This is a genomic window from Streptomyces sp. 35G-GA-8, assembly GCF_023534745.1.
Taxonomy (GTDB): Bacteria; Actinomycetota; Actinomycetes; order Streptomycetales; family Streptomycetaceae; genus Streptomyces.
This window is the reverse complement of record NZ_JAMHJQ010000004.1, coordinates 495,469-519,879: the sequence shown is the minus strand read 5'-3', so window position 1 is coordinate 519,879 and position 24,411 is coordinate 495,469. Positions and strand designations below refer to the sequence as shown.

Annotated in this window: 21 protein-coding genes; 14 read left to right on the top strand and 7 right to left on the bottom strand. The window is 69.7% G+C overall.

The window, feature by feature from the left end:
- Window position 1: 1 nt before the first annotated feature.
- Together M1203_RS11660 and M1203_RS11655 are read right to left on the bottom strand one after the other, a co-directional pair.
- Window positions 2–2,242, bottom strand: a complete 2,241-nt coding sequence (locus tag M1203_RS11660) for a glycoside hydrolase family 95-like protein (RefSeq protein WP_249949513.1) — start codon at window positions 2,240–2,242, stop codon at window positions 2–4.
- Between the two features lie 301 nt (window positions 2,243–2,543).
- Entirely contained in the window at window positions 2,544–3,455 is a 912-nt protein-coding gene (locus M1203_RS11655; RefSeq protein WP_249949625.1) for a sugar phosphate isomerase/epimerase, read from the bottom strand.
- 154 nt (window positions 3,456–3,609) lie between these two features.
- Between M1203_RS11655 and iolC the strand changes: the two genes are divergently transcribed.
- From iolC to asnB, 6 genes are all read left to right on the top strand, one after another.
- Complete coding sequence (iolC, locus tag M1203_RS11650) at window positions 3,610–4,704, top strand: 5-dehydro-2-deoxygluconokinase (RefSeq protein ID WP_249949512.1); 1,095 nt, start codon at window positions 3,610–3,612, stop codon at window positions 4,702–4,704.
- On the top strand, window positions 4,701–5,582 hold the full coding sequence (locus M1203_RS11645) for a deoxyribose-phosphate aldolase (protein ID WP_249949511.1): 882 nt from the start codon (window positions 4,701–4,703) through the stop codon (window positions 5,580–5,582). Before iolC ends, M1203_RS11645 begins: the two co-directional genes overlap by 4 nt.
- A gap of 16 nt (window positions 5,583–5,598) precedes the next feature.
- The gene (gene iolB / locus M1203_RS11640; RefSeq protein ID WP_249949510.1) at window positions 5,599–6,597 is read left to right on the top strand and encodes a 5-deoxy-glucuronate isomerase; all 999 of its coding nucleotides are present in this window, start codon (window positions 5,599–5,601) and stop codon (window positions 6,595–6,597) included.
- Complete coding sequence (gene iolD, locus M1203_RS11635; protein ID WP_249949509.1) at window positions 6,594–8,468, top strand: 3D-(3,5/4)-trihydroxycyclohexane-1,2-dione acylhydrolase (decyclizing); 1,875 nt, start codon at window positions 6,594–6,596, stop codon at window positions 8,466–8,468. The genes iolB and iolD overlap by 4 nt, the downstream gene beginning before the upstream one ends.
- Before the next feature lie 14 nt (window positions 8,469–8,482).
- Complete coding sequence (mmsA, locus tag M1203_RS11630) at window positions 8,483–9,982, top strand: CoA-acylating methylmalonate-semialdehyde dehydrogenase (RefSeq protein ID WP_249949508.1); 1,500 nt, start codon at window positions 8,483–8,485, stop codon at window positions 9,980–9,982.
- A gap of 486 nt (window positions 9,983–10,468) precedes the next feature.
- Complete coding sequence (gene asnB / locus M1203_RS11625) at window positions 10,469–12,310, top strand: asparagine synthase (glutamine-hydrolyzing) (RefSeq protein ID WP_249949507.1); 1,842 nt, start codon at window positions 10,469–10,471, stop codon at window positions 12,308–12,310.
- Window positions 12,311–12,370: 60 nt separating this feature from the next.
- Here the strand turns inward: asnB and M1203_RS11620 are convergent, their stop codons facing one another.
- Entirely contained in the window at window positions 12,371–13,291 is a 921-nt protein-coding gene (locus tag M1203_RS11620; RefSeq protein WP_249949506.1) for a TIGR03620 family F420-dependent LLM class oxidoreductase, read from the bottom strand.
- A gap of 280 nt (window positions 13,292–13,571) precedes the next feature.
- Here M1203_RS11620 and M1203_RS11615 point away from each other — a divergent pair, with 280 nt between their 5' ends.
- Together M1203_RS11615 and M1203_RS11610 are read left to right on the top strand one after the other, a co-directional pair.
- On the top strand, window positions 13,572–16,208 hold the full coding sequence (locus M1203_RS11615; RefSeq protein WP_283958459.1) for an alpha/beta fold hydrolase: 2,637 nt from the start codon (window positions 13,572–13,574) through the stop codon (window positions 16,206–16,208).
- Complete coding sequence (locus M1203_RS11610; protein WP_249949505.1) at window positions 16,205–17,065, top strand: ABC transporter permease; 861 nt, start codon at window positions 16,205–16,207, stop codon at window positions 17,063–17,065. The genes M1203_RS11615 and M1203_RS11610 overlap by 4 nt, the downstream gene beginning before the upstream one ends.
- 40 nt (window positions 17,066–17,105) lie before the next feature.
- On the opposite strand, the gene M1203_RS11605 is transcribed toward M1203_RS11610, so the two are convergent.
- Window positions 17,106–17,816: a DNA-binding response regulator gene (locus M1203_RS11605; RefSeq protein WP_249949504.1), complete on the bottom strand. Its 711-nt coding sequence runs from the start codon at window positions 17,814–17,816 to the stop codon at window positions 17,106–17,108.
- Window positions 17,817–18,111: 295 nt separating this feature from the next.
- Here M1203_RS11605 and M1203_RS11600 point away from each other — a divergent pair, with 295 nt between their 5' ends.
- Window positions 18,112–18,573: a DUF1772 domain-containing protein gene (locus M1203_RS11600; RefSeq protein WP_249949503.1), complete on the top strand. Its 462-nt coding sequence runs from the start codon at window positions 18,112–18,114 to the stop codon at window positions 18,571–18,573.
- A 98-nt stretch (window positions 18,574–18,671) separates the two neighbouring features.
- On the opposite strand, the gene M1203_RS11595 is transcribed toward M1203_RS11600, so the two are convergent.
- Entirely contained in the window at window positions 18,672–19,295 is a 624-nt protein-coding gene (locus tag M1203_RS11595; protein ID WP_249949502.1) for an ATP-binding protein, read from the bottom strand.
- A gap of 199 nt (window positions 19,296–19,494) precedes the next feature.
- Here M1203_RS11595 and M1203_RS11590 point away from each other — a divergent pair, with 199 nt between their 5' ends.
- The 3 genes from M1203_RS11590 (at window position 19,495) to M1203_RS11580 (ending at window position 21,561) form a co-directional block, all read left to right on the top strand.
- On the top strand, window positions 19,495–20,355 hold the full coding sequence (locus tag M1203_RS11590; protein ID WP_249949501.1) for a helix-turn-helix transcriptional regulator: 861 nt from the start codon (window positions 19,495–19,497) through the stop codon (window positions 20,353–20,355).
- On the top strand, window positions 20,355–20,588 hold the full coding sequence (locus tag M1203_RS11585) for a DUF397 domain-containing protein (RefSeq protein WP_249949500.1): 234 nt from the start codon (window positions 20,355–20,357) through the stop codon (window positions 20,586–20,588). The genes M1203_RS11590 and M1203_RS11585 overlap by 1 nt, the downstream gene beginning before the upstream one ends.
- 154 nt (window positions 20,589–20,742) lie before the next feature.
- Complete coding sequence (locus M1203_RS11580; protein ID WP_249949499.1) at window positions 20,743–21,561, top strand: SAM-dependent methyltransferase; 819 nt, start codon at window positions 20,743–20,745, stop codon at window positions 21,559–21,561.
- A 43-nt stretch (window positions 21,562–21,604) separates the two neighbouring features.
- Here M1203_RS11580 and M1203_RS11575 read toward each other — a convergent pair whose 3' ends face one another.
- Entirely contained in the window at window positions 21,605–22,549 is a 945-nt protein-coding gene (locus M1203_RS11575) for a phosphotransferase enzyme family protein (RefSeq protein ID WP_249949498.1), read from the bottom strand.
- A gap of 387 nt (window positions 22,550–22,936) precedes the next feature.
- Between M1203_RS11575 and M1203_RS11570 the strand changes: the two genes are divergently transcribed.
- Window positions 22,937–23,425: a hypothetical protein gene (locus tag M1203_RS11570; protein WP_249949497.1), complete on the top strand. Its 489-nt coding sequence runs from the start codon at window positions 22,937–22,939 to the stop codon at window positions 23,423–23,425.
- A 123-nt stretch (window positions 23,426–23,548) separates the two neighbouring features.
- Here M1203_RS11570 and M1203_RS11565 read toward each other — a convergent pair whose 3' ends face one another.
- Window positions 23,549–23,944, bottom strand: a complete 396-nt coding sequence (locus M1203_RS11565; RefSeq protein WP_249949496.1) for a fasciclin domain-containing protein — start codon at window positions 23,942–23,944, stop codon at window positions 23,549–23,551.
- Here M1203_RS11565 and M1203_RS11560 point away from each other — a divergent pair.
- Entirely contained in the window at window positions 23,931–24,263 is a 333-nt protein-coding gene (locus M1203_RS11560) for a hypothetical protein (protein ID WP_249949495.1), read from the top strand. The genes M1203_RS11565 and M1203_RS11560 overlap by 14 nt on opposite strands.
- Window positions 24,264–24,411: the final 148 nt, after the last annotated feature.

The following is a 24,411-nucleotide window of genomic DNA, read 5'->3' as shown; positions in this document are numbered from 1 at the left end:
ATCAGTCCGGCTCGGGCAGTCCCCAGCGCGGGTACGTGCCGTCCGCCCGTACGTCGCGCGGTCGTAGAACCGGATTCGAGCCCCTGGGGGTGACCACGGCGGTACGGCCTTTCGGCAGATCGACGGTGATGGTCCCGGTGCCTCGGTACGGCAGTTTCCGGCCGTGCTCGTCGCGAACGTCGATCGCGCCCTCGATGCCGTGCTCCAGTACCAGCGGGGCGCCCGCCTCGCTCCGTACCGTCACCCAGTCGGTACGGCCGGCCGAGCGTGACGCGTCGACGAGAAACGCGCCCTGGGTACGCAGGCGTTGGACAGAGGCGTCCGCCCAGCCCGAGGGGACGGCGGGGAACACGCGGACCGTACCGCCATGGCTCTGGACCAGCATGTCCAGCAGCGACTGGGCGGCGGCGAGCGGGCTCTCGATGGCGAAGTTGGAGCCCTCCCGGTACATGGTGTTCGGCGTCAACTGCGTGCTGTCGACGGTGTTCCCGTCGGTGAAGAACTTCAGATACGACAGCGCCCGGTCCGCGTTGCCGAAGAGGGTCTCCATCGAGGCGGCGGCAGCGAAGCTGTAGCCGTGCCAGCGCTCCCTCATGCCCGCCCAGTGCTCGAAGCTCGTACGGTCCAGCGACTCCTGGAGGGGGTAGAGCCACAGCAGATGCGAGTAGTGCCGGTGCGACTCCGCGAGCGGTACCTCCGCGCCGATCAGCACACCCTGCTCGCCCCGGTGGTACGGCACCAGCCGGTCCAGGATGTCGCGCGGGCGCGCGGTCGGCGCGTCGTCGATCCGCAGCACCCGCGCAGCCTCCAGCAGTGTCCGGCAGCCCCAGCGGATCAAGGAGAGGTCGTAGGTGCAGTCGGACGCGTTGGCGTACTCCGGTGACCGGGTCTCCGGCAGATGCAGCAGACCGTCGGACCCCTCGGTCAGGAAGCGCGCGTAATAGGCGATGGCCCGGCTGAGCACCGGATACAGCACGTCCTGGAGAATCCGCCGGTCCATGGAGTGCCGGTAGGAGAGCCACACGTTGTGCATGGCCCAGGTGAGATTGCCGGTGTGGTCGTTGGGGCTGACTCCGGGCACTCCCACATAGCGCGGGCCCGGACGCAGCTCCCGGTCGCCCGGGTGGCAGAGCGCGTAGCTCGCGCCGTCCCGGTGGGCCGGATCGATGTTGAGTTCCAGATTGCGGTGGTACGTACGGAAGGTGGGGGTGATCGCGTCCAGTTCAAGATGGTTGGAGCCATTGATCAGCGGATACGCGACCTGGGTGTTGAGGTTCCACCAGATATTGGTCCAGTTGTTGCCGGTCTCCGGGAACCACGGCCCGAAGACGGGCAGTACGGGGGAGCCGTTCCCGGTGGACGACGCCATCTTGTAGAGCTGGATCCAGTAGAAGCGCTGGAGATGTTTGTCCGGGACCGAGACCAGACTGCGCCGGTAGAAGTCGCCCCACCATGCCCGGTGTTCACGTACGAGCCTGTCCGGGGCGGTGGTGAGTGCGCGGTCCACGGCCGTCAGCGCACGCTCGCGACCGGTCGAATCCGGGAAGCCGTAGGCGATGGTGGCCGCGAGCAGCCGTCCGCTGCCCTCGTGGATCTCCCGCCAGGCCGTGGTGTACCCGCCGCCGGCGTGCAGTGGCTGCTCCACGAAACCGGGCCCCGCGGCCGGATCGGGGTTGGCGGTGTACTCCGGTGGGACGCGGGTGGTCCTGGTGGTGGCCGACGGCAGTGCCGTGAACCCCCAAGCGGCCGTTCGCTCGCCCGCGGTGGGCTCCAGGGACACCAGCAGCACATCGCTCTGGCGCAGGATCAGTACGCGCATCCGGACGCCGCCGGCGGTCGTGGTGACCGTGCCGTTCAACTCGGCGGTCGCCGGATCCAGGGACCAGTCGACATCCGTGACCGTGCCGGCGAAGCTCAGGGTGAGATAGCCGACCGGCAGCCGGGAGTAGCCGATGGCCGCCTCCCACTGCCCGCGCTGGTCCTGCACCAGGGAGTGGTTGAGCATGATCCGCAGGGTGTTGCCCTCGCCCGCCTTGCTGTAGAGATGCGCGGCGAGGAAGCCATTTCCGAAGAAGGGCGCGGACTGCCAACCGGATGGAAGCCGCCGCCACTTCATGGCCGCGTCGAGAAGGATGCGGCGGTGTGCGTCCATGCCGTCGGCGCTACCGCCGTCGCCGTCGGATGTCCGCGCCCAGGCGGTGCGTGAGGAGACCGCGAAGGCCGCCGCTCCCGCCGCCGTCATGAACGTACGCCGTGAGAGGCGCCCCGCCCGAGTGATACCTCCGAGGAATTCGGGGCGCGATGAAGGTGGAGGAACAGATGAATGCACGACGTCCCCTGTCTTCGGCTCGGAAATCTCCCTTACTAGGACGATCCTGCCGCAGTCGTGTCCCTGTCAAGAAGCCGAAGCGGGGAGAGATCGGATCAATGAGGTTGCTGGGGCTGTTGGAGGGAGATACGGAAACACCCGGACGGGATTCTTCGGATCCCGTCCGGGCGTCAGGGGGCGCGCGGGTGTCAGGGGGCCGCGCGGACGTGTCGCGTCAGGCGCCGCAGCTCCGCAGGAAACGGCGAGTGCGCGCGGCGATCGGGAACGGTTTGTCGGGAGGGCATGGGTACATGTCCTGTTCGACGATGGCGAAGAGGTCCACATCCAGCCGCCGCGCCGCGGCGAGCACCGGCTCAAGTGCGGGAACCCCGCCCGGTGGCTCGCACATCACCCCGCGCCCGACCGCCGGCCCGAACGGCACCTCCTCCGCGACGACCTCGGCGAGGATCTCGGGGTCGACCTGCTTGAGATGGAGATAGCCGATCCGCTCCCCGTAGGTCTCGATCAGTTTGACGCTGTCTCCGCCGCAGTAGGCGTAGTGCCCGGTGTCCAGACAGAGCGAGACCAGATCGGGATCGGTCGCGTCGAGGAAGCGGCTGACGTTCTCCTCGCTGTCGATATGGGTGTCGGCGTGCGGATGGACGACGATGCGCAGCCCGTACCGGTCGCGCACCTCGCGGCCGAGCCGCTCGGTCCCCGCCGTCAGATCGCGCCACTGCTCCGCCGTCAGGGTGCGGTCCTCCAGCACCTCGCCCGTCTTGTCGTCGCGCCAGAACGACGGGATGACGACCAGATGGTCCGCACCCATCGCCCGGGTGAGCGCGGCGATGTCCGCGACATGTGCCCAGGTCTTCTCCCAGACGGCGGGGCCGTGATGCAGTCCGGTGAAGACGGTTCCGGCGGAGACCTTCAGCCCGCGCCGGGCGGTCTCCTCGCCCAGCCGGGCGGGATCGGAGGGGAGATAGCCGTACGGGCCGAGCTCGATCCACTCGTAGCCCGCCTCGGCTACCTCGTCGAGGAAGCGCTGCCAGGGAACCTGCTGGGGGTCGTCGGGGAACCACACGCCCCAGGAATCGGGGGCCGACCCGACCCGGATGCGGTTGGACGTGGGTACGGAAGAGGTCATACCGGTCAGCTTTCCGGCCATGCGGAAAGAGTGTCAAGCCCTAGGTCCGAATGTAAGGACAAAACGTTGACATGGCCTCGGAGCGGCATTACACCTGGGGGTGACGTGGACGTGGGAGTGACGTCGCAGTGACCGCCGAATCGAAGGGACACGCATGCCTGAGCCGTACGACGTCATCACCATGGGCCGGATCGGGGTGGACCTCTATCCGCTGCGGACCGGGGTTCCGCTGGCCCAGGTCGAGACCTTCGGGAAGTTCCTCGGCGGCTCCGCGACCAATGTCGCCGTCGCGGCGGCCCGGCTCGGCCGGCACACCGCCGTCATCACTCGTACCGGCCGGGACCCGTTCGGGGACTATCTGCACCAGGCGCTGCGGGAGTTCGAGGTCGATGACCGCTGGGTGACGGCGGTGGACGCCTATCCGACCCCGGTCACCTTCTGCGAGGTGTTCCCGCCGGACAATTTCCCGCTCTACTTCTACCGACTGCCCAAGGCCCCCGACCTGGAGATCCATCCGGGCGAACTGAACCTGGACGCCATCCGCTCGGCCCGGATCTTCTGGATGACCGGCACCGGCCTGTGCGCGGAGCCCAGCCGTACGGCGACCCTCGCGGCGCTGGAGGCGCGCGGAAAATCGGGGATCACCGTCTTCGATCTCGACTGGCGACCGATGTTCTGGCCGGACGGCACGGAGCCCGGCACGGAGCCCGACGCGGAGCCCGACGCGGAGCCGGACGCGGAGCCCGGCGCGGTGTACGCGCGGGCCCTGCGCCACGCCACTGTGGCCGTGGGCAATCTCGACGAGTGCGAAGTGGCCGTGGGTGAGCGTGAACCCGATGCCGCCGCGCGGGCGCTGCTCGCCGCCGGGGTCGAACTGGCCGTCGTCAAACAGGGGCCCAAGGGTGTGCTCGCCGTCCATCGGGACGGCACGCGGGCCGAGGTGCCGCCCGTCCCCGTCGATGTCGTCAACGGACTCGGCGCGGGGGACGCGTTCGGCGGCGCCCTCTGCCACGGACTGCTCGCGGGCTGGGATCTGGAGCGTGTCATGCGGTACGCGAACGCCGCCGGGGCCATCGTCGCGGGCCGTCTCGCCTGCTCCTCCGCGATGCCCTACGACGAGGAGGTCACCCGGACGCTCGCGGACGGACGGGTCGTCGTGGGGGATCCCGCTGCCTCCGCCATGACGCCGTCCGCCACCGCGCCGTCCGCGGTGGGCTCTTCGGCGCGTTCCCCCGAGGCCCTCTCATGACCGGCGTCGACGTGTCCGAGCTGGTCCGGCTGCGTACATACCACCCCGAGGCCGTCGCCGAGGCCGCCGCCCGCCGTACCCGCCGTCCCCTGCTGCGCGCCGGCGGCCGGCTGATGATCATCGCGGCGGACCATCCCGCCCGCGGCGCCCTGGCCGTCGGGGACCGGCGCCTCGCCATGGCCAACCGCGCCGATCTGCTGGAGCGGCTCTGTCTTGCGCTGTCCCGCCCCGGTGTCGACGGCGTCCTGGCCACGGCGGACATCCTCGACGACCTGCTGCTCCTCGGAGCCCTGGAGGACCGCGTCGTCGTCGGCTCCATGAACCGCGGCGGGCTCGCCGGCGCCGCGTTCGAACTCGACGACCGCTTCACCGGACACCGCCCCGAGGACCTCGCCAGACTCCGCTTCGACGCGGGCAAACTGCTCCTCCGTATCGACTACGAGGACCCGCGCTCCCTCGACACCCTCCACGCCACCGCCCGCGCCGTCGACGCCATGGCGGAACGCCGGCTGCCGGTCTTCGTCGAGCCGTTCATCTGCTACCGCGCGGACGGCCGGCTCCGCACCGATCTGGGCGCGGACGCGGTGACGCGCTCGATCGCCATCGCCTCCGGACTGGGCGGTTCCTCCGCGTACACCTGGTTGAAGGTTCCCGTTACCCAGGACCCCGACGATATGGCGCGGGTGATGGAGACCTCGACACTCCCGGCCGTCCTGCTGGGCGGCGAGATCGGGGGCGATCAGGAGGGCGCGTACGAGAAATGGCGCAAGGCTCTGCAACTGCCCACCGTCCGGGGGCTGGTCGTCGGCCGTTCGCTGCTCTATCCGGTCGACGGGGACGTGGCCCGCGCCGTCGATACGGCCGTGGGTCTGCTCTAGGGGGTACGGAGACTTCATGACGACCAACCACGAACCGTACGGCCGGTACGTACCCGCGGGCAGCGCCGCGTCGGGGCCGTACGCCCTCGACATCGATCCACGGCGGGCCGGCTGGTCACACAGCAGTCTGCGTGTCCTGGAGCTCCCGCCCGGCGGTACACACGAGCTGGCCGCCGGGGACAGCGAGTGGATCGTTCTTCCGCTCACCGGCGGTTGCACGGTGGGCACGCAGGGCAAGCTCTTTGAACTGCGGGGCAGGGAAAGCGTGTTCAGCGGAGTCACGGACTTCGCGTACGTGCCGCGTGATGCCCACGCACAGATCGCCTCCGGTGCGGGAGGCCGCTTCGCCCTGGCAGGAGCGAAGTGCGAGCGACGACTCCCCGCTCGCTACGGCCCCGCGCCGGAGGTTCCGGTCGAGCTGCGCGGCGCGGGCGGCTGCTCGCGCCAGGTCAACAACTTCGGCGCGGCGGGGGTCTTCGCGTGCGACCGGCTCATCGCGGTCGAGGTGATCACCCCGGGTGGCAACTGGTCGTCGTACCCGCCGCACAAACACGACGAGTACCGGCCGGGCGTCGAGTCCGAGCTGGAGGAGATCTACTACTTCGAGATCGACGGCGACGGTCTCGGCTATCACCGGGTCTCGCCGTCCCGGCCCGGCGGGACGGACGTCCTCGCCGAGGTCCGTACGGGCGACACGGTCCTGATCCCGGACGGCTGGCACGGCCCGTCCATCGCCTCGCCGGGCCGGGACATGTACTACCTCAACGTGATGGCGGGGCCGGGGGAGTCGCGGGAGTGGCTGATCAGCGACCACCCCGACCACGGCTGGATCAGGGATACGTGGCCGGGGCTGGCCGTCGACCCCCGGCTGCCGCTGTACGAGGCGGGGGCCGAGCCCGAAGGCACGCCCGCGGAGCCCGGGGCCGCGGCCACAGCTGCAACTACAGCCGGAGACGCACCGGCACCCGCATCCGGGGCCGGAGCCGCAGCCGGAGCCGAGGAGGATTCCCGATGAGTACGCGTCGTCTTACCGTCGCCCAGGCGCTGATCAGCTTCCTGTCCCGGCAGTACACCGAGCGGGACGGCCACAAGCAACGTTTGATCAACGCCACTTGGGGCATCTTCGGCCACGGCAACGTGGCGGGTATCGGCCAAGCCCTTGTCGAGTCCGCCTCGGAGATGAGGTACTTGCAGGGACGCAATGAGCAGGCCATGGTCCACGCCGCCGTCGGCTATGCCCGCCAGAGCAACCGCCTGTCCGCCCATGCCGTGACCACCTCCATCGGTCCCGGCGCCACCAACCTCGTCACCGGTGCGGCTCTCGCCACCATCAACCGCCTCCCCGTGTTGTTGCTCCCCGGTGACACCTTCGCCACCCGTCCCGCCGACCCCGTCCTGCAACAGCTCGAACTGCCCAGCGCGGGCGACATCACCGTCAATGACGCCCTGCGGCCCGTCTCCACGTACTTCGACCGGGTCACCCGCCCCGAGGCGCTGATCCCGGCCGCGCTCGCCGCGATGCGCGTGCTCAGCGACCCTGCCGAGACCGGGGCCGTCACCCTCGCCCTCCCTCAGGACGTGCAGGTGGAGGCGTACGACTGGCCGGAGGAGTTCTTCTCCGAACGCGTCTGGCGAGTCCGCCGTCAGGCGCCCGATCCCGACGAACTCGCCGAGGCGGTACGGCTGGTACGGGAAGCGCGCCGTCCCCTGCTCGTCGCGGGCGGCGGAGTGCACCACAGCGCGGCGGAGGACGTGCTCGCCACGTTCGCCGAGGCGACCGGGATTCCGGTCGCCGCCACCCAGGCCGGCAAGGGCTCGCTGCCGTACGACCACCCCTGCGAGGTCGGCGGCATCGGCCACACCGGCACGGCCACCGCCAATGAACTGGCCAGGACCGCCGATCTGCTGATCGGCGTCGGCACCCGCTGGTCGGACTTCTCCACCGCGTCCGGCACGCTCTTCTCGAACCCCGACGTCCACTTCCTCAATCTCAATGTCACCGGCTTCGACGCCCACAAGCTCGCGGCCGACCCCCTGGTGGCGGACGCCCGTACCGCCCTGCAACTGCTCGCCGCGGGGCTCGTCGGCCACCGTGTCGCGCCCGCCTACGCGGCCGAGTACACCGAGGACAAGGAGCGCTGGGAGTACCGCGTCGCCGCCGCGTTCACCGCCGACGAGGATCTCGTACGCCCCACCCAGGCCCAGGTCCTCGGCGCGCTCGACGCCCTGGTCACTGGCGAGGACATCGTCATCAACGCGGCCGGATCGCTCCCCGGCGATCTCCACAAGCTGTGGCGGGCCCGCTCCCGTGACCAATACCACGTGGAGTACGGCTACTCCTGCATGGGCTACGAGATCCCGGCGGCCATCGGCGTGCAGCTCGCGGCGCCGGGCCGGCCGGTCTGGGCGCTCGTCGGCGACGGTACGTATCTGATGAACCCCACCGAGATCGTCACCGCCGTCCAGGAGCGGCTGCCCTTCAAGGTGGTGATCCTCCAGAACCACGGCTACGCCTCCATCGGCGGCCTGTCCGAGACGGTCGGCGCGGAACGGTTCGGCACGGCCTATCGTTTCCGTGCCCCCGACGGGACCTACACCGGCGCGCCGCTGCCCGTCGATCTCGCCGCCAACGCGGCCTCTCTCGGCATGCGGGTGATCCGTGCCAAGACTGTTCGTGACCTGCGTGAAGCCCTGGCCGAGGCGCGCGCCGCCGACGTTCCCACATGTGTCTACGTCGAGACCGAAACGGCAGACACTGTGTCGGGCGTCCCGCCGGCCCAGGCGTGGTGGGATGTCCCCGTGGCCGAGACCGCGACGCGTCCGTCCGCGGTCAAGGCCCGTGAGCAGTACGACCGGCACGTAGCCGCCCGCCGCCGCCAGCTGTGAAGGAGCACAACGGAATGAAGACCGTCAACCACTGGATCGGTGGCAAGACCGTCGAGGGCGCGTCGGGCAACTGGGGCCCGGTGACCGACCCGGCGACCGGCGCCGTCACCACACAGGTCGCGCTCGCCTCCGCCGAGGAGGTGGACAGCGCGGTCGCCGCCGCGAAGGCCGCCTACGCCACCTGGGGAACCTCGTCCCTCGCCCAGCGCACGGGCATCCTCTTCCGCTACCGCGCGCTGCTGGACGCACGCCGCGAGGACATCGCGGCCCTGATCACCGCCGAGCACGGCAAGGTGCACTCGGACGCGCTCGGCGAGGTCGCCCGGGGCCTGGAGATCGTCGAACTGGCCTGTGGGATCACCACCCAGCTCAAGGGCGAGCTGTCCACACAGGTCTCCAACCGCGTCGACGTCTCCTCGATCCGCCAGCCGCTGGGCGTCGTCGCGGGCATCACGCCGTTCAACTTCCCGGCGATGGTGCCGATGTGGATGTTCCCGCTGGCGGTCGCCTGCGGCAACACCTTCGTACTCAAGCCCAGCGAGAAGGACCCCTCGGCGGCGAACCTGCTGGCGGAGCTGGCCGCCGAGGCCGGGCTGCCCGACGGCGTGCTGAATGTCGTGCACGGCGACAAGGTCGCGGTGGACGCCCTGCTCGCCCACCCGGATGTGGCGGCGGTCTCGTTCGTCGGCTCCACCCCGATCGCCCGCTATATCCACACGACGGCCGCCGCCAACGGCAAGCGGGTCCAGGCGCTCGGCGGCGCCAAGAACCACATGCTGGTCCTGCCGGACGCGGACCTCGACGCCGCCGCGGACGCGGCGGTCTCGGCCGCCTACGGTTCGGCCGGCGAGCGCTGCATGGCGATCTCCGCGGTCGTGGCGGTGGGCGCGATCGGCGACGAACTGGTCGCCAAGATCCGCGAGCGCGCCGAGAAGATCAAGATCGGCCCCGGCAACGACCCGGCCTCCGAGATGGGCCCGCTCATCACCAGGGCCCACCGCGACAAGGTCGCCGGCTATGTCACGGGCGCCGCGGCCCAGGGCGCCGAAGTCGTCCTGGACGGTACGGGGCACACGGTCGAGGGCTTCGAGGAAGGCCACTGGATCGGGCTCTCGCTGCTCGACAAGGTCTCCACCGACTCCGACGCGTACCGTGACGAGATCTTCGGCCCGGTGCTGGTCGTGCTGCGTACGGAGACCTACGAGGAGGGCGTCGACCTGATCAACGCCTCGCCCTTCGGCAATGGCACGGCCATCTTCACCCGCGACGGCGGCGCCGCCCGCCGCTTCCAGCTGGAGGTCGAGGCCGGCATGGTCGGGGTGAACGTACCGATCCCGGTGCCCGTCGGCTACCACTCCTTCGGTGGCTGGAAGGACTCGCTCTTCGGCGACCATCACATCTACGGCAACGACGGTGTGCACTTCTACACGCGCGGCAAGGTGGTCACCACCCGCTGGCCGGACCCGTCCGAGGCTCCGACGGGTGTGGACCTCGGGTTCCCGCGCAACCACTGACGCACCACGCCCGGACGGACCAAGCCCGGACGCACCACTCTCGAAACGCACCACTCTCGAAGCGCACCACCCGGGACGCACCGCTCCCGGGCCTGATCGCAGCCGTGGCCCGTACGACGTCCCGCGTCGTACGGGCCACGGGCGTCTACCGCGTTCGTCCGGTCACCGGCCGGTTGATGAAGTCTTTGCCCATGGCCTGATCGGGACTCTCCTCGCGCCGCCGCCACCGCCGCGGCCCTGGTGCGCCCCCGGATCCCGCTCCAGAGCAATTCATTACCTTTCGCGGCGTACGGCTGAAAGTGCCCGGTTCGCGTAACCGGGTGCCGGGCGACCGCGTTGACCGGGCGCAGTCGTATGACTCACGCTCGTAATATAGGTGCTGGATACAACTGATCTGGCCCGGTGCCCCGTCCTGCCGTGAACCCCAGGCTTGTCCACGGTCTCTGACCTGCGCTCCGGCCTGGGATCGGAAGCAGGAGGACACACATGTGTGGCATCACCGGCTGGGTCTCCTTCGACCGTGATCTGCGTTCCGCGTCCGAGACATTGGATGCGATGACGGAAACCATGGCCTGTCGGGGCCCCGACGACCGAGGCACCTGGATCAGCGGCCCCGCGGCCCTCGGCCACCGCCGACTGGCGATCATCGACCTGCCGGGCGGACGTCAGCCCATGACGCTCGACACCCCGCAGGGCACCCTGGCGCTCGTCTACTCGGGCGAGACCTACAACTTCACCGAGCTACGGCGCGAGCTGACGGACCGGGGCCACCGGTTCCTCACCGACTCCGACACCGAGGTCGTCCTGCACGGCTATCAGGAGTGGGGCGAGGCGATGGCGGAACGGCTCAACGGCATGTACGCCTTCGCGATCTGGGACGGCCGCACCGAGACGCTGGTGATGATCCGCGACCGGATGGGCATCAAGCCCTTCTACTACTATCCGACCCCCGACGGTGTGCTGTTCGGCTCCGAGCCCAAGGCGATCCTCGCCAACCCGCTCGCCCGCGCCCGTGTCCGGCTGGACGGGGTGCGTGAACTCTTCTCCTTCGTGAAAACGCCCGGCCACGCCGTGTGGGACGGAATGCACGAGGTCGAACCCGGCACCGTACTGACCCTGAACCGGGCGGGACTGCGCCGGCGGCGCTACTGGTCGCTGGAGACCCGGCCGCACACCGACGACCGTGACACCACGGTGGCGCGGGTGCGGACCCTCCTCGACGACATCGTGCGGCGCCAGCTCGTCGCCGACGTACCGCGCTGCACGCTCCTCTCCGGCGGCCTCGACTCCTCCGCCATGACGGCGCTGGCCGCCCGTCAACTCGCCGAGACCGGCGAGCGGGTCCGCAGCTTCTCCGTCGACTTCCTCGGCCAGACCGAGAACTTCGTCGCCGACGAACTGCGCACGACTCCGGACGCCCCGTTCGTCCACGACGTCGCGCGCGCGTCGGACACGGAGCACCAGGACATCATGCTCGACTCCCACGCCCTGGCCGACCCGGAGGTGCGCAGCCGGATGATCCGGGCCCGCGACCTCCCCATGGGCTTCGGTGACATGGACTCCTCCCTCTACCTTCTCTTCCGGGCCATCCGGAAGCACTCGACGGTCGCGCTCTCCGGCGAATCGGCCGACGAGGTCTTCGGCGGCTACCTCCAGTTCTTCGACGAGGAGGCCAGGCAGGCCGAGATGTTCCCGTGGCTGGTGCGCTTCGCCGACCACTTCGGGGACGACGCCGACGTACTGCGCGCCGATGTGAGCGCGGCCGTGAACCTGCCGGACTTCCTCCACGAGAGCTATGTCACGGCCGTCGCCGGCATCGAACGCCTCGGCGGTGAGAGCGACTTCGAGTACCGGATGCGCAAGATCTGCTACCTCCACCTGACCCGCTTCGTACGGATCCTGCTGGACCGCAAGGACCGCGCGAGCATGGCCGTCGGCCTGGAGGTCAGGGTGCCGTTCTGCGACCACCGGCTCGTCGAATACGTCTACAACGCCCCGTGGTCCCTGAAGTCCTTCGACGGCAGGGAGAAGACCCTGCTGCGGGAGGCGACGGCCGATCTGCTGCCGAAGTCGGTGTACGACCGGGTGAAGAGCCCCTACCCGTCCACCCAGGACCCGAAGTACGCCGTCGCCCTCCAGGAACTCGCCAAGGACCTGCTCGCGCAACCGTCCCACCGGGTCTTCGACCTGGTGGACGCCGACCGCATCCGACAGGTGACGGAGCGCGACACCCCCCAGATCGCCCAGGCATCGCGCCGCGGCCTGGAACGCACGCTGGACCTGGCGATCTGGCTGGACATGTACAACCCGGAGATCACTCTCACCTGAGGGGCCGGGCTGCCGGAATCGCCGGCAGCCCGTCCCTCCCGCGGTCCGGATCACTCTGATTCAGGGCAGCAGGGCGGGAGCCAGCTCGCGCCATTCGCGCTCCGGCGCGGAGGCCGGGTCGGTGGTGAGGATCTGCAGACAGACATGGTCGGCTCCCGCGTCGAGGTGCTGCCGCACGCGTCGGCCGATCGCCTCCAGGTCTCCATAGGCGACGATCGCGTCCACCAGCCGGCGGCTCGGGCCTCCGACGATGTCGGCGTCGCCGAAGCCGAGCCGCCGTACGTTCGCCTCCTGGTGCGGCGCCATGGAGACATAGGCGGCCACATGGGCCGTGGCCACCTCGCGGGCGCGGGCGAGGTCGGTGTCCAGGACCACGGCCTGTTCGACGCCGAGAAAGGCAACCGGCCCCATGATCCGGCGCGCCCGTACGGTGTGCTCGACGGGTACGAAGTACGGATGCGCGCCCCAGGTGCGCCGGGCGGCCAGCTCCACCATCTTCGGGCCGAGGGCGGCCAGTAGGCGCCGCGGAGCGGGGTCCGGCACGGGGCCGTGGTGGGGGACGGCGTCCATGGCGTCCAGATAGGCGCGCATCGTGGACAACGCCCTGCCCCGGGCCGGCATGGGATATCCGTCTAGCTCATGGACGGTGTCGTCGATCCGGTGTCCGCCCAGGCCCAGCACATAGCGCCCGGGAAACGCCTCGCCGAGCGCGCGTGTCGCGGTAGCGGTGGCGATCGGGTCCCGGAACGCGATATTGACGATGCCGGACGCGACCACGATGCGGCGCGTTGCCGACAGCAGTAACCAGGCCTGCCCCACCGCGTCACGGCCGAGCGCCTCGCCGTACCAGATCGCTCCGTATCCCAGCTCCTCGATCTCCGCGGCGGATTCCCGTACGCGGCCGGCGGGCTGTCCGTCGAAGGCCAGGGTCCAGATACCGACCCGGCCAAGCTCATCGCACGCGCTGTCTGTTGTCCCCACGCCGTACTCCTCGGGTCGCAGCTTTCCGGAGGCTACCTCCGGTTGATCCAAGATATGGAGGGAGCCTCCGATTTGGCTACCCCGGAAAATGCCGCGACCGACGAAGGCGGGGACGACCATCACGCGCGGCCGGGCGATCCCCATCCCTTTTCCGTCGCCTCGGGAAGGTTCCGCATACCGCGTCTGGTGTACGGGGACGCCCTCCGTACTACCCGGGGAGACATTCGAGTTCCGACCGGTGTCAGTACGGTCGGGGCCGGGGCCCGTTTAGGGTTCAATCATGGAGCTACGAACCCCCCGCCGGTTTCGGCCGCGCGCGCGATGGCTCGCGGGCCTGGGCGTCGCCGCCGTGCTCGTCGGAGCAGGGACCTGGACCGCGGTCGCCTCGGATGGCGCGCCCGCCGTGCACCGTACGGATCAGGTGCTGTCGATGGACGGCGCCCGGATCGACACCTCGTACTTCACCGCCGGCAGCGGGCGGCGGCCGGCCGTGCTGGTCGGGCATGGTTTCGGCGGCAGCAAGGACGACGTACGGGCCCAGGCCGAGAAGCTCGCGCGGGACGGTTACGCGGTACTGACCTGGTCGGCGCGTGGTTTCGGGAAGTCGACCGGTGAGATCGGGCTCAATGATCCCGATCATGAGGTCAAGGACGTCTCCCGGATGATCGACTGGCTCGCCGCCAGACCCGAGGTGCGGCTCGACGCGAAGGGCGACCCCCGGGTCGGGGTGACCGGCGCCTCGTACGGTGGCGGCATCTCGCTGCTCGCCGCCGGATACGACAAGCGGGTCGACGCCATCGCCCCGCTGATCACGTACTGGAACCTCGCCGACGCGCTCTTCCCCAACGGCGTCTTCAAGAAGCTCTGGGCCGGGATCTTCTTCTCCACCGGTGGTGGCTGCCAGACGTTCCAGAAGGAACTCTGCGACATGTACCAGCGGGTCGCCGTCTCCGGCACACCCGATGACGCGGCCCGCAAGCTCCTGGAGGAGCGCAGCCCGTCCGCCGTCGGTGACCGTATCGACGTGCCCGCGCTGATCGTCCAGGGCCAGACCGACTCGCTCTTCCCGCTCGGCCAGGCCGACGCCATGGCGAAGGCGATCAGCGCCAATGGCGCACCCGTCGACGTCGACTGGATGGCGGGCGGGCACGACGGCGGTGACCGCGAGAACGCCCGGTTGGAGGGCCGGATCTCTTCCTGGTTCGACCGCTATCTCAAGGACGACAAGGGCGCGGACACCGGACCCGCGTTCCGCGTCAGCCGGACCGGAGGTATCGACTCCACCGACGGTCAGGCCCTGTTGCGGGGCGCGAGCAGCGACCGCTACCCCGGCCTGGAGAGCGGCACCACCGGCGTCCCGCTCAACGGCGGCACACAGACCTTCGCCAATCCGGCGGGCGGAAGCCCGCCCGCCATCTCCGCCGTACCGGGCGTCGGCGGCGGACTCTCCCAGCTCTCCTCGTTCGGCGTCGGGCTCTCCCTCGACTTCCCCGGACAGCACGCGCGCTTCGACTCCGCACCGCTCGACCGGTCGCTGCGGATCACCGGCTCGCCGACCGTCCGGGCCACCGTCACCTCCGACAGCGGTGACGCGGTTCTCTTCGCCAAGCTGTACGACGTCGGGCCCGACGGCCGCCAGCAAGTGCTGCCCAAGCAACTCGTCTCGCCCGTACGGGTCGAGGACGCGCGCGACGGCAGAACGGTGGAGCTCACCCTGCCCGCCGTGGACCATCAGGTCGTGCCCGGGCACCGGCTCCGCGTCGTGCTCTCCGCGACCGACCTCGGCTATGCCTCCCCGGCGGCCCCGGCCACCTACCGGGTCTCCGTCGACGGCCCGCTGACCGTGCCGACCGTGCCCGCGCTCACCTCCGGATCCACCGCACTGCCCTGGTGGACCTGGGGGCTGCCGGCCGCCGGTGTACTGATCGCGGCCACACTGCTGCTCACCGCCCGGCGCCGCACCAGCGCGCCGGCGCCCGATCCCGCGCTCGCGGACGTGCCGCTGCGGATCACCGGGCTGACGAAGCGGTACGCCGGAGCCGCCGACCGCTACGCGGTCCGTGATCTCTCCTTCCAGGTCGAAAAGGGCCAGGTGCTCGGTCTTCTCGGCCCGAACGGTGCCGGCAAGACCACCACCCTGCGCATGCTGATGGGGCTGATCAGCCCCGACGCGGGCGAGATCCGTGTCTTCGGGCACGCCATCAGGCCGGGCGCTCCGGTGCTCTCCCGGGTCGGCTCGTTCGTCGAGGGCGCGGGCTTCCTGCCGCATCTGTCGGGCCGGGCCAACCTGGAGCTGTACTGGCAGGCCACCGGCCGGCCCGCCGAGGACTCGCATATTGAGGAAGCCCTGGAGATCGCCGGGCTCGGCGACGCGCTGGCACGGGCCGTACGCACCTACTCGCAGGGCATGCGACAGCGGCTCGCGATCGCCCAGGCCATGCTCGGCATGCCGGATCTGCTGATCCTCGACGAACCGACCAATGGTCTCGACCCGCCCCAGATCCGTGAGATGCGGGACGTGATGATCAGATACGCGGCCGATGGCAGGACCGTGATCGTCTCCAGCCATCTCCTCTCCGAGGTCGAGCAGTCCTGCACCCATCTGGTCGTCATGGACCGCGGGCAGCTCGTCCAGGCCGGTCCGGTCGCGGAGATCACCGGCGCGGGCGACACCCTGCTCGTCACCACCGCCGAGGAGGTGCCGGAGCCCGTCGTCGAGAAGATCGCCACGCTGGCGGGCATCGGCTCGGCGGTCCGCACGGACGACGGACTCGGTCTGCTCGTACGGCTCGACGGGGCGAGCACCAACGCGCTGGTCACCGAGTTGATCCGGCTGGATGTCCCGCTGACGGGTGTCGGACCGCACCGCCGCCTGGAGGACGCGTTCCTCACCCTGATCTCAGGAGGCACCGCATGAGCGCGCTGATGGAATCGGCCCCCGGCTACCGGGCCCGGCGCACCCTGCCCCTGCGGGTCGAGGCGCTGCGCCAGCTGAAGCGCAGACGGACGTTGGCGATGGGCATCCTGCTCGCCGCCCTGCCCTTCATCCTGATCGTGGCGTTCGCGATCGGCGGCACCCCGGGCGCGGACGGCGAGAACAACCGGGTGACCCTGATGGACACCGCGACCGCCTCCGGCGCCAACTTCGCGGCCACCTGCCTCTTTGTCTCCGCAGGCTTTCTGCTGGTGGTCCCCGTCGCGCTGTTCCACGGGGACACGGTCGCCTCCGAGGCGAGCTGGTCCTCGCTGCGTTATCTCCTCGCCGCGCCCGTGCCACGGACCCGGCTGCTCTGGAGCAAGCTGGCGGTGGCGCTCGGTATGAGCGCGGCGGCGATGCTGCTGCTGCCGCTGGTCGCCCTGGCGGCGGGCACCGCGGCCTATGGCTGGAAGCCACTCGAACTGCCGACGGGCGGCTCCCTGGCCATCGCCGACGCGGTGCCCCGGCTGGCACTCGTCGTCGCGTTCATCTTCGTCTCCCAACTGGTGACCGCGGGCCTCGCGTTCTGGCTGTCCACCAAGACCGACGCACCCCTGGGCGCGGTCGGCGGGGCGGTCGGGCTGACGATCATCGGGAACGTGCTGGACGCCGTGACGGCGCTCGGTTCCTGGCGGGACTTCCTGCCGGCACACTGGCAGTTCGCCTGGGCGGACGCGCTCCAGCCGCAACTGGAGTGGAGCGGCATGGTGAAGGGCGCGGCGATCTCGGTGACCTACGCCGTGGTCCTGTTCGCGCTGGCCTTCCGGGGCTTCTCGCGCAAGGACGTCGTTTCGTAGCCGCCCGGCAGAGCCATCCCTGCTATTGCCGGGAGGGGCACTAGATCCACCCCCTTCGAGCCGCTTCCGCACCCGCCCGGAAGCGGCTCGTCGTGCCGAGGGCGGTGAGCAGATCGCCCACCCGACGGCTGTACGTACGGCTGGACATGCCCAGCCGGGTCGCGGCCGTCTCATCGGTGAGACCGGCGAGCAGCGCCTCCAGGACGGGCCGCAGATGTCCCGGCAGACCGCCGGGCGAGGGGAGCGCGGCGGTCGGCAGCTCCTCACCCGTGTCCCACCACGTCTGGTGCGTACGGACCAGGGCCTGGACAACCACCGGATCGCGGATCAACAGCAGCCCGTGGTAGTGGAGTTGGAGATCGAGAGGGACCGCGGCGACCGAGCGGTCCACCAGGACCATCTTGAACGGGATGGAGTCCGTCTGCCTGGCCCGGCCGGGCAGGTCCCGGGGGAGTGGATACGCCAGCCCGGCGAGCCCATGGCGCGGCACGATCCTGCGGACGCCGACCGCGCTCGACCGTCCGCGCGCTCTGCCTCCCGGGCCGCCGTCGTGCCAGCTCTGCTCGCCCGCCGCACGCACACAGGCACCGGCGAACTCAAGGAACTGCTCCGGGATGCACTGCCCCAGACAACTGCCCGGGTCGTCGAAGATCAGCAACTCCCGGCGGGCGGACCGGACCAGTGCCGTCAGCGTCGCCGTCACCTCCCGCACACCCTGGATCGGTCGGCCGGGCGGATGGGGCGTGTCCACCACGTCCTCCCGCGCTCCGCCCACCGGCAATGTCGACCTGTTGAGCACAGAACCCGAAACCTCTGCCACGGCTGACCACCCCCGCCATCCCCTCGGAGCCGTACGCCACTCCATGTACGCACATCATTGCTCACCGTGACAAGTGCCGGTACGGAGAGTGGCGACTCCATGCCAGAGCTTCCACAACCGGCTCATACTGCCGCAGTCTGGGTGATCGGCGCCGATCGAACCGGTGTGATCGAGAAGCCCTCAAGAACCCTGCCCCGGCGGCCTTTCCGTGCGCCATGATGTGCGCATGGCCACTCTGCTGCTCGCTCTCGCCGTGATCTCCACGGGTCTGTTCGCGGGGTACTTCCTGATCTTCCAGACCGGCATCATGCCCGCCCTGGGCCGGTTGAACGACGAGCAGTTCGTCGCGGCCATGCGTCGGGTCAACGAGTACGTTCCCCGCCCGGTCTTCCTGCTCACCTTCCTCGCCGTGGTGGCGTTCCCGGCCGCGGCGCTCGCCGTACCCGTCGACGGGCGCTCGGACACACAGCGCTGGCTCCTGGTGGCCGGACTGGTCTGCGCCGTCCTCAATCATCTGGTCACCATCGGCGGCAACGTACCGCTCAACAACGCGCTGGCTTCGGCGACTTCTTCACCCGACGGAGTGGCACGCGCGGCCTTCGAGTCCCGGTGGAACACCTTCCACCTCATCCGCACGCTCTTCTCCGTCGCGGCCTTCGCGCTGGTGGTCGGCGCCGCTCTCGCATAATCCGCGGCGGCCCCGGGTCGGCCCGGCCGGGCCGACCCGATCGGCAGACCCCTGTACTGCCGGTCGGGACGGCGACAGCCCGCGCCCCGACACGCCGTTCAGATGCCGGACCCGTGACCGTGACTCAGCGGGAGCATCGCCCACACCGTGCGCCCCGCCCCGCCCTCGCGGGATCCGACGCCCCATGCCTCGGCCAGACTCTCCACCAGCAGCAGTCCACGCCCGTTCTCCGCGCGGAAGTCGGGGCTGCGGGGGCTCGGTCCGCCCTCCCGCGCGCCCTGGTCGTGGACATCGAGCCGGACATGCTCGGCCAGGAGGCGGACCTCACAACTGATCAGCGCGCTGGCCGTGTGGAGCACGGCATTGGTGAACAGTTCGGAGACGACGAGAACGGCGACATCGCACAGATCCGTGTGCAGTCTCCACCGCTGAAGCTCATCACGGAGCCAGTGCCGCGCTCTGGAGACGGAGTCCCGCCGGCTGGGGAGCGTGAAGGCGCTTCTGTACGCGGGGTGCCGGCCGTGTTCGCGCAGGTCGTGCGCGTTCGTCTCGTGCGCGTACGCGTCGTGCCCATGCGCGTCGTGTCCGGGCGCCTCATGCCCATACGCGTCATGACCGTGGGTGTCGTGACAGTGCGTACGCGCACGGAGGCCGGGGCCGGTTCCCTCGTCCGGTCGGCTGACCGAGGCACACCAGGCGCCCCAGGGATGCCGAGCGCGCACTTGTAACTCCTGGGCGAGGGGCTGGGGTTGCTTGTGTGCACGGTGATCCGTGATGTGAGCCACGAGTTCACTATGGGCGTTGGCGGTCACAGGCCGCAACCGATCGTTCTGATAATTTCACAATGCTCCACATCTCCCTGGATAGAGCACCACTCACCTGTCAGACTCCATGAGATGAGTCGACGTCAGGAGACCCCACATGAGTGAGGCTCGTCCGGGAACCGCGCCCACCGTCCTCCGAATCGTTCTGGGCAAGCGGCTCGGGGCACTCCGTGAGAAGGCGGGGGTGTCTCGTGAGGCGGCGGCGAAAGTCCTGGATGTCGCTCCGCTGACCATTCGGCGTATGGAGAATTCCGAGGTCAGCCTCAAACTCCCCTATGTCCTGCTGCTGTTGCAGGCGTACGGAGTCACGGAGAGCGAGGCCGAGGAGTTCGCCGAGCTGGTCAAGGTCGCCAACAGGCCCGGCTGGTGGCATCGCTATCGGGACGCGCTGCCCGGCTGGTTCAGCGCGTACATCAGCCTGGAGGATCAGGCCAGTCTGATCAGGACGTACGAACCCCACTATGTGCCGGGCCTGTTGCAGACCGAGGAGTACGCCCGCGGCGTGCTGCGGGCGGGCTCGCACCGTAACGCCGAGGAGCTGGAGCGGCGCGTCGCGCTGCGCGTCAAGCGTCAGCAGCTGCTCGCCAAGGCACACGCGCCCTTTCTGTGGATTCTGATGGAAGAAGCGGTCCTTCGCAGACCCGTCGGCAATCCGGAGGTGATGCGGGCGCAGGTCGACCGGCTGCTGGAAACCACCGAGATCCCCAACGTCACTTTGCAGATCATGCCGTTCTCGATCGGACCGCATCTCGGGGCGTTCGGACCGTTCCATCTCTTCCGGTTCGACATACCCGAACTGCCCGATGTCGTCTACACCGAGAATCTCACCGGCGCCGTCTATATGGATCAGCGCCCCGATATCGCCGCCTATCTGGAAGTCCTGGACAATATGTCCGCCCGGGCGGCCCCCGTTGACGAAACCAGAGCTTTTCTCCAAGGGATACGCAAGGAGCTCTAATGCGGGAGATTTCCAACGGTATGCCGGCCGACGAACTGGGAGCCGACGGCTGGGAGAAGCCGTGGAGCGGTCCCAACGGCGGCAGTTGCGTCGAGACGAAGAAGGTGGACGGCGAGCGGGTCGCGATCCGCCAGTCGGCGGATCCGTCGGGACCGACCCTGATCTGCACCGCGGCCGCCATGGCCGACTTCGTCGCAGGCGCCAAGAACGGTCTCGCCGACTTCCTGCTGTAGTCGCCACCTCCGCCGGGCCCGCCCGGCTGCCCCCCGCCCCCCCTCGGACACCTCGCCCCCCAGCGATCCCCCACGGCCCCGAAGCCCCAAAGCCTCCAAGCCTCAAGTCCCAAAGCCCTCAAACCCCCCACGAGCCAGAAACGGACGGCCCCGCATGACGGACCTCGACCACCCGTCGGTAGACGAGATCGACACCACCAAGCCCCACCCGGCCCGGATGTACGACTTCTATCTCAACGGCAAGGACTACTACGAAGCCGACCAACTGGCCGCTGCCACCGTCGAGTCGGTTTTTCCCACCGTCAAGATCTGCGCCCAGACGAACCGTCATTTCATGCACCGGGCGACCCGCTGGCTCGCGGCGGAGGCCGGCATCCGGCAGTTCCTGGACATCGGTACGGGCATCCCCACCCGGCCCAATCTCCACCAGATAGCCCAGGAGGCCGCCCCGGACTCCCGTGTCGTGTACGTCGACAACGACCCGATCGTCCTGCGGCACGCCGAGGCCCTGATGCGCAGCTCGCCCGAGGGCCGAACCGCGTACATCCACGCCGACGTCCGGGACCCGAAGACCATCATCGAGTCGGAGCGGTTGCGGGACACGATCGACCTGACCCGCCCGGTCGCGCTGTCCCTCAACGCGCTGCTGCATTTCGTGCCGGACGAGTTCCGTCCGTACGAGACCGTCGGGTGTCTGGTCGACGCGCTGCCCTCCGGGAGCTACCTGGTTCTCTCCCACTGCACTCCGGACTTCGCGCCGGAGATGTGGGAGCGGGTGATCGGCGTGTACCACCGTGGCGGTATCCCCGCTCAGGTGCGCTCCCGGAGTGACGTCCTCCGTTTCTTTGCCGGGCTCGATCTGGTCGAACCCGGCCTCGCGGTGCCGCATCGCTGGCGCCCGGACGGCGAACCGCAGGACGGCGCCACCGATGCGGCGGTCTCCATCTACGCGGGCGTGGCGCGCAAGCCGTAGCGGAGGCCGTAGCGGACGTCGGCACCACGCGCGCGCCGTCCGGTCATACGAACGCCCCCAGGGCGCCGCTCTCCAGACGGGCCAGCGTACGGAGTCCCCGGGCCGTGACGTCGTGTTCGCCATGGTCCGGCCCGTACGCGAGACAGCTCGCGGCGTCGAGCGCGGCCAGACACGGCAGCGCTTGGCGCTCCGCGTCGGTCAGCGGGCGGCCGTACCCGTGGAAGAACGCGTCGCGCAGATCGTCGCGGTCCTGCCAGGGGCCGCAGGCCAGCCGTACGAAGTCCTGTACGGCGGGGGCGTACCGGGACCGCTCGAAGTCGATGACCGCCAGCTGTCCCGATGCCTCCCGCGTCGATGCCCGCTGTCCTGGCACCGCCGGGCCGGTCCAGAGGACGTTGCGCTCCTGGGCGTCGCCGTGGATATGGGCGGGCGCGAGCAGATCGGTCAGTTTCCTTACGTGGTCGGCCGAGCGGCGTACGAGCGCGCGCCGGCCCTCGGACATCAGGTCACCGGCGCGGGTGAGGTGGTGCTCGGCATCGTCGGCCAGCCGTTCCAGTGCGGTCCGGGCCTCCCGCCGCCCGGCACCCGGCATTTTGTCCGTGCCGTGCAGACGGCGCAGCAGTGCCCCGAACTGCCGGTGTGCCGAGCGGTGTTCCGGGCCGGAGAGGACGAGCCGCGATACGGGGGTGCCCGGCACGGCGGTCAGCAGCAGCGCCAGCTGTCGGGGGTCGGTCTCCACGAGCCGTGGGGCGCGGCCGAATCCCAGGGCGGGTACCGCGGACTGGTACCCGAAGGTCTCCCTCTCGTACAACGCGGCACTCGCCGACTGCTTGATGAAGAAGCGCCGGCCGCGACTGTCGGTGACATCCCAGACCCGGGAGGTCTCGCGTGGGTGTGACGCGTCCAGGACGGCGGGGAGGGGCCCGACGACGCGTTCCGCCCAGACGCGCAGCGACGGCGGCAGGGACTTGTCGTGACCGTGACTCATGCGCCCCACCTCGGTGACGGTCGTGATGACAGATCCGTGGCGGCCGGAACAGAAAGCACGGGAAGCACGGGAAGCGCCGACGACACCAGGGAAACGGGAGGCGCGGGGAGAGGGACGGGAGCGAGACGGGCGGGGGCGGGAACAGGTCGCATGATTCCTCCGGAGCGCGGGGTGTTGGAGTGGGCGCCCGGACAACGTCCCTGATCAAGAGCGTGTAACGGGGCACACCGGGGGAATCATAGAACAGACGTTCGATGGATTGAGGACCGCCGCGCGGCTTGATCTGCGCCGTTGACGGCCGGGGGGCGAAACGGGAAGCTCGGCGCGGCAGCGTCCGACGAGGGCCAATTCGGACCTCGGGTCAGCTGCAGGGGAGGGGTGGAGAACATGGTTGAGCGGAGAGTATCCCGATGGGCGTCGGCGGTGGCGCTGGTCGCCGCCGGGGCGGTCCTGGCCGTCGGCACGGCGGGCGCGGCCCACGCGGCGGGCGGGGCTCCCGAGGCACCGGCGGCGCGAGCGGCCTCAGCGGGGAGTGTCGCGTTCAGTAGCGATCCCACGCCGGAGGAGCAGGAGCGGCTTCGGCAGATAGCCGGCGCCATCTGGAACGACTCGCTGGCCGCCGGCTGGAACATGAACAGCGATGTGGCGGCCGTTCTCTCGACGGCCACCGGCGAAATCCTGAAGTGCTCGGAGGCGTTCGCGCTCGTACCCCGGCCCGCGGGCTTCGTTCCGGGGCTGGGTTATCTCGTCAACTACTGGAAGAACCTGCGTGACTACTTCCTCGTGGTCACCAACGACCGTACGTACGGCGTCTGCGTGAAGGCGACCGCGCTGAATTACCGCTCCGCCATCGAAATGGCCTCGGCGGGCATCTGACGCGTCCTCGGCACGGTGGATGGGCGGGCCCGGTCTCGCGAGCCCGCCCATCCGGGATTGTGCGTACGACGATGTGTGGACGCCCCGCCGAACGGTGATGTGCGTACGGCGAGGCGTGACGCGCTACTTCGGCGTCAGAACGGTGTCGATGGTGTACACCGTGGCGTTCGCCGTCTTGATGTTGCCGCACAGGATCTTCGCCGTGTCGTTCACCTTGAACGTCCGGTCGGACCCCGAGGTGGAGAGGGTCGTGCCCTCCCAGGTCGAGAAGACGCCGTTGGGGAGCTGGTCGGGGGCGACCTTCTTCTCCGCGATGTGGTACTTCACGACCTTCCTGAGCTGCGACTCGTTGTTCTTGATCTGGTCGAGTTCCGCCGTCGAGAGCTTCTTGAACGCCTCGTTGGTCGGCACGAAGACCGTGATGTCCTGCGCGCTGTTCAGCCTGTCGGTCAGCCCGGCCTTCTTCACCAGGGAGACGAACGTGCTGAAGTCCGGGTTGTGGGAAATGGCCGTCCCCACCGGCTCCTTGGCCATCTCGACGAAACTGCCGGTGCCGGTCTTCGGGATCGACGAGCATCCGGGACCGAACGGGACGGCCGCGTTGGGCACCGCGGTCCTGCTCGGTGAGGTGGACGGGCTGGGCGAGGTGGATGTGCCCGGCGACGTCGACTCGCTCGGCGACGCGGAAGCGCTCGGTGACGTGGGCGTGCCGGGTGTCACGGGCGCGCTCGGCGGTGTGGGGGTGCCGGGCGTGGCGGGGTCCGCGAAGGCCTGGGGTGCCATGACACCCAGGGAGACCGGGAGGGCCACCACGGCGGCAGCGGCCACAACGGTATGACGGATGCGGGAGGACTTCATGGTTCGATTCCTCTTCCTGTGGGAGGAGGGCCCCGGCTCGGGCCCGGGAGGCGTCGATGGCGGCCGGGGCGGCCGGTCCTGCAGGTGGCGCGGGATGCCGGACGGGGCGTTCTCACCGGTCCGGCCTG

Bases quoted from the DNA above. Each gene is read 5' to 3' on its own strand.
- iolC (WP_249949512.1), top strand. From the start codon at position 3,610: ATGCCTGAGCCGTACGACGTCATCACCATGGGCCGGATCGGGGTGGAC.
- iolB (WP_249949510.1), top strand. From the start codon at position 5,599: ATGACGACCAACCACGAACCGTACGGCCGGTACGTACCCGCGGGCAGC.
- asnB (WP_249949507.1), top strand. From the start codon at position 10,469: ATGTGTGGCATCACCGGCTGGGTCTCCTTCGACCGTGATCTGCGTTCC.
- M1203_RS11575 (WP_249949498.1), bottom strand. From the start codon at position 22,549: ATGAGTCACGGTCACGACAAGTCCCTGCCGCCGTCGCTGCGCGTCTGG.
- M1203_RS11585 (WP_249949500.1), top strand. From the start codon at position 20,355: ATGCGGGAGATTTCCAACGGTATGCCGGCCGACGAACTGGGAGCCGAC.
- M1203_RS11655 (WP_249949625.1), bottom strand. From the start codon at position 3,455: ATGACCTCTTCCGTACCCACGTCCAACCGCATCCGGGTCGGGTCGGCC.
- M1203_RS11615 (WP_283958459.1), top strand. From the start codon at position 13,572: ATGGAGCTACGAACCCCCCGCCGGTTTCGGCCGCGCGCGCGATGGCTC.
- M1203_RS11660 (WP_249949513.1), bottom strand. From the start codon at position 2,242: ATGACGGCGGCGGGAGCGGCGGCCTTCGCGGTCTCCTCACGCACCGCC.
- M1203_RS11580 (WP_249949499.1), top strand. From the start codon at position 20,743: ATGACGGACCTCGACCACCCGTCGGTAGACGAGATCGACACCACCAAG.
- mmsA (WP_249949508.1), top strand. From the start codon at position 8,483: ATGAAGACCGTCAACCACTGGATCGGTGGCAAGACCGTCGAGGGCGCG.
- M1203_RS11570 (WP_249949497.1), top strand. From the start codon at position 22,937: ATGGTTGAGCGGAGAGTATCCCGATGGGCGTCGGCGGTGGCGCTGGTC.
- M1203_RS11645 (WP_249949511.1), top strand. From the start codon at position 4,701: ATGACCGGCGTCGACGTGTCCGAGCTGGTCCGGCTGCGTACATACCAC.
- M1203_RS11560 (WP_249949495.1), top strand. From the start codon at position 23,931: ATGGCCGTCCCCACCGGCTCCTTGGCCATCTCGACGAAACTGCCGGTG.
- M1203_RS11610 (WP_249949505.1), top strand. From the start codon at position 16,205: ATGAGCGCGCTGATGGAATCGGCCCCCGGCTACCGGGCCCGGCGCACC.
- iolD (WP_249949509.1), top strand. From the start codon at position 6,594: ATGAGTACGCGTCGTCTTACCGTCGCCCAGGCGCTGATCAGCTTCCTG.
- M1203_RS11590 (WP_249949501.1), top strand. From the start codon at position 19,495: ATGAGTGAGGCTCGTCCGGGAACCGCGCCCACCGTCCTCCGAATCGTT.
- M1203_RS11600 (WP_249949503.1), top strand. From the start codon at position 18,112: ATGGCCACTCTGCTGCTCGCTCTCGCCGTGATCTCCACGGGTCTGTTC.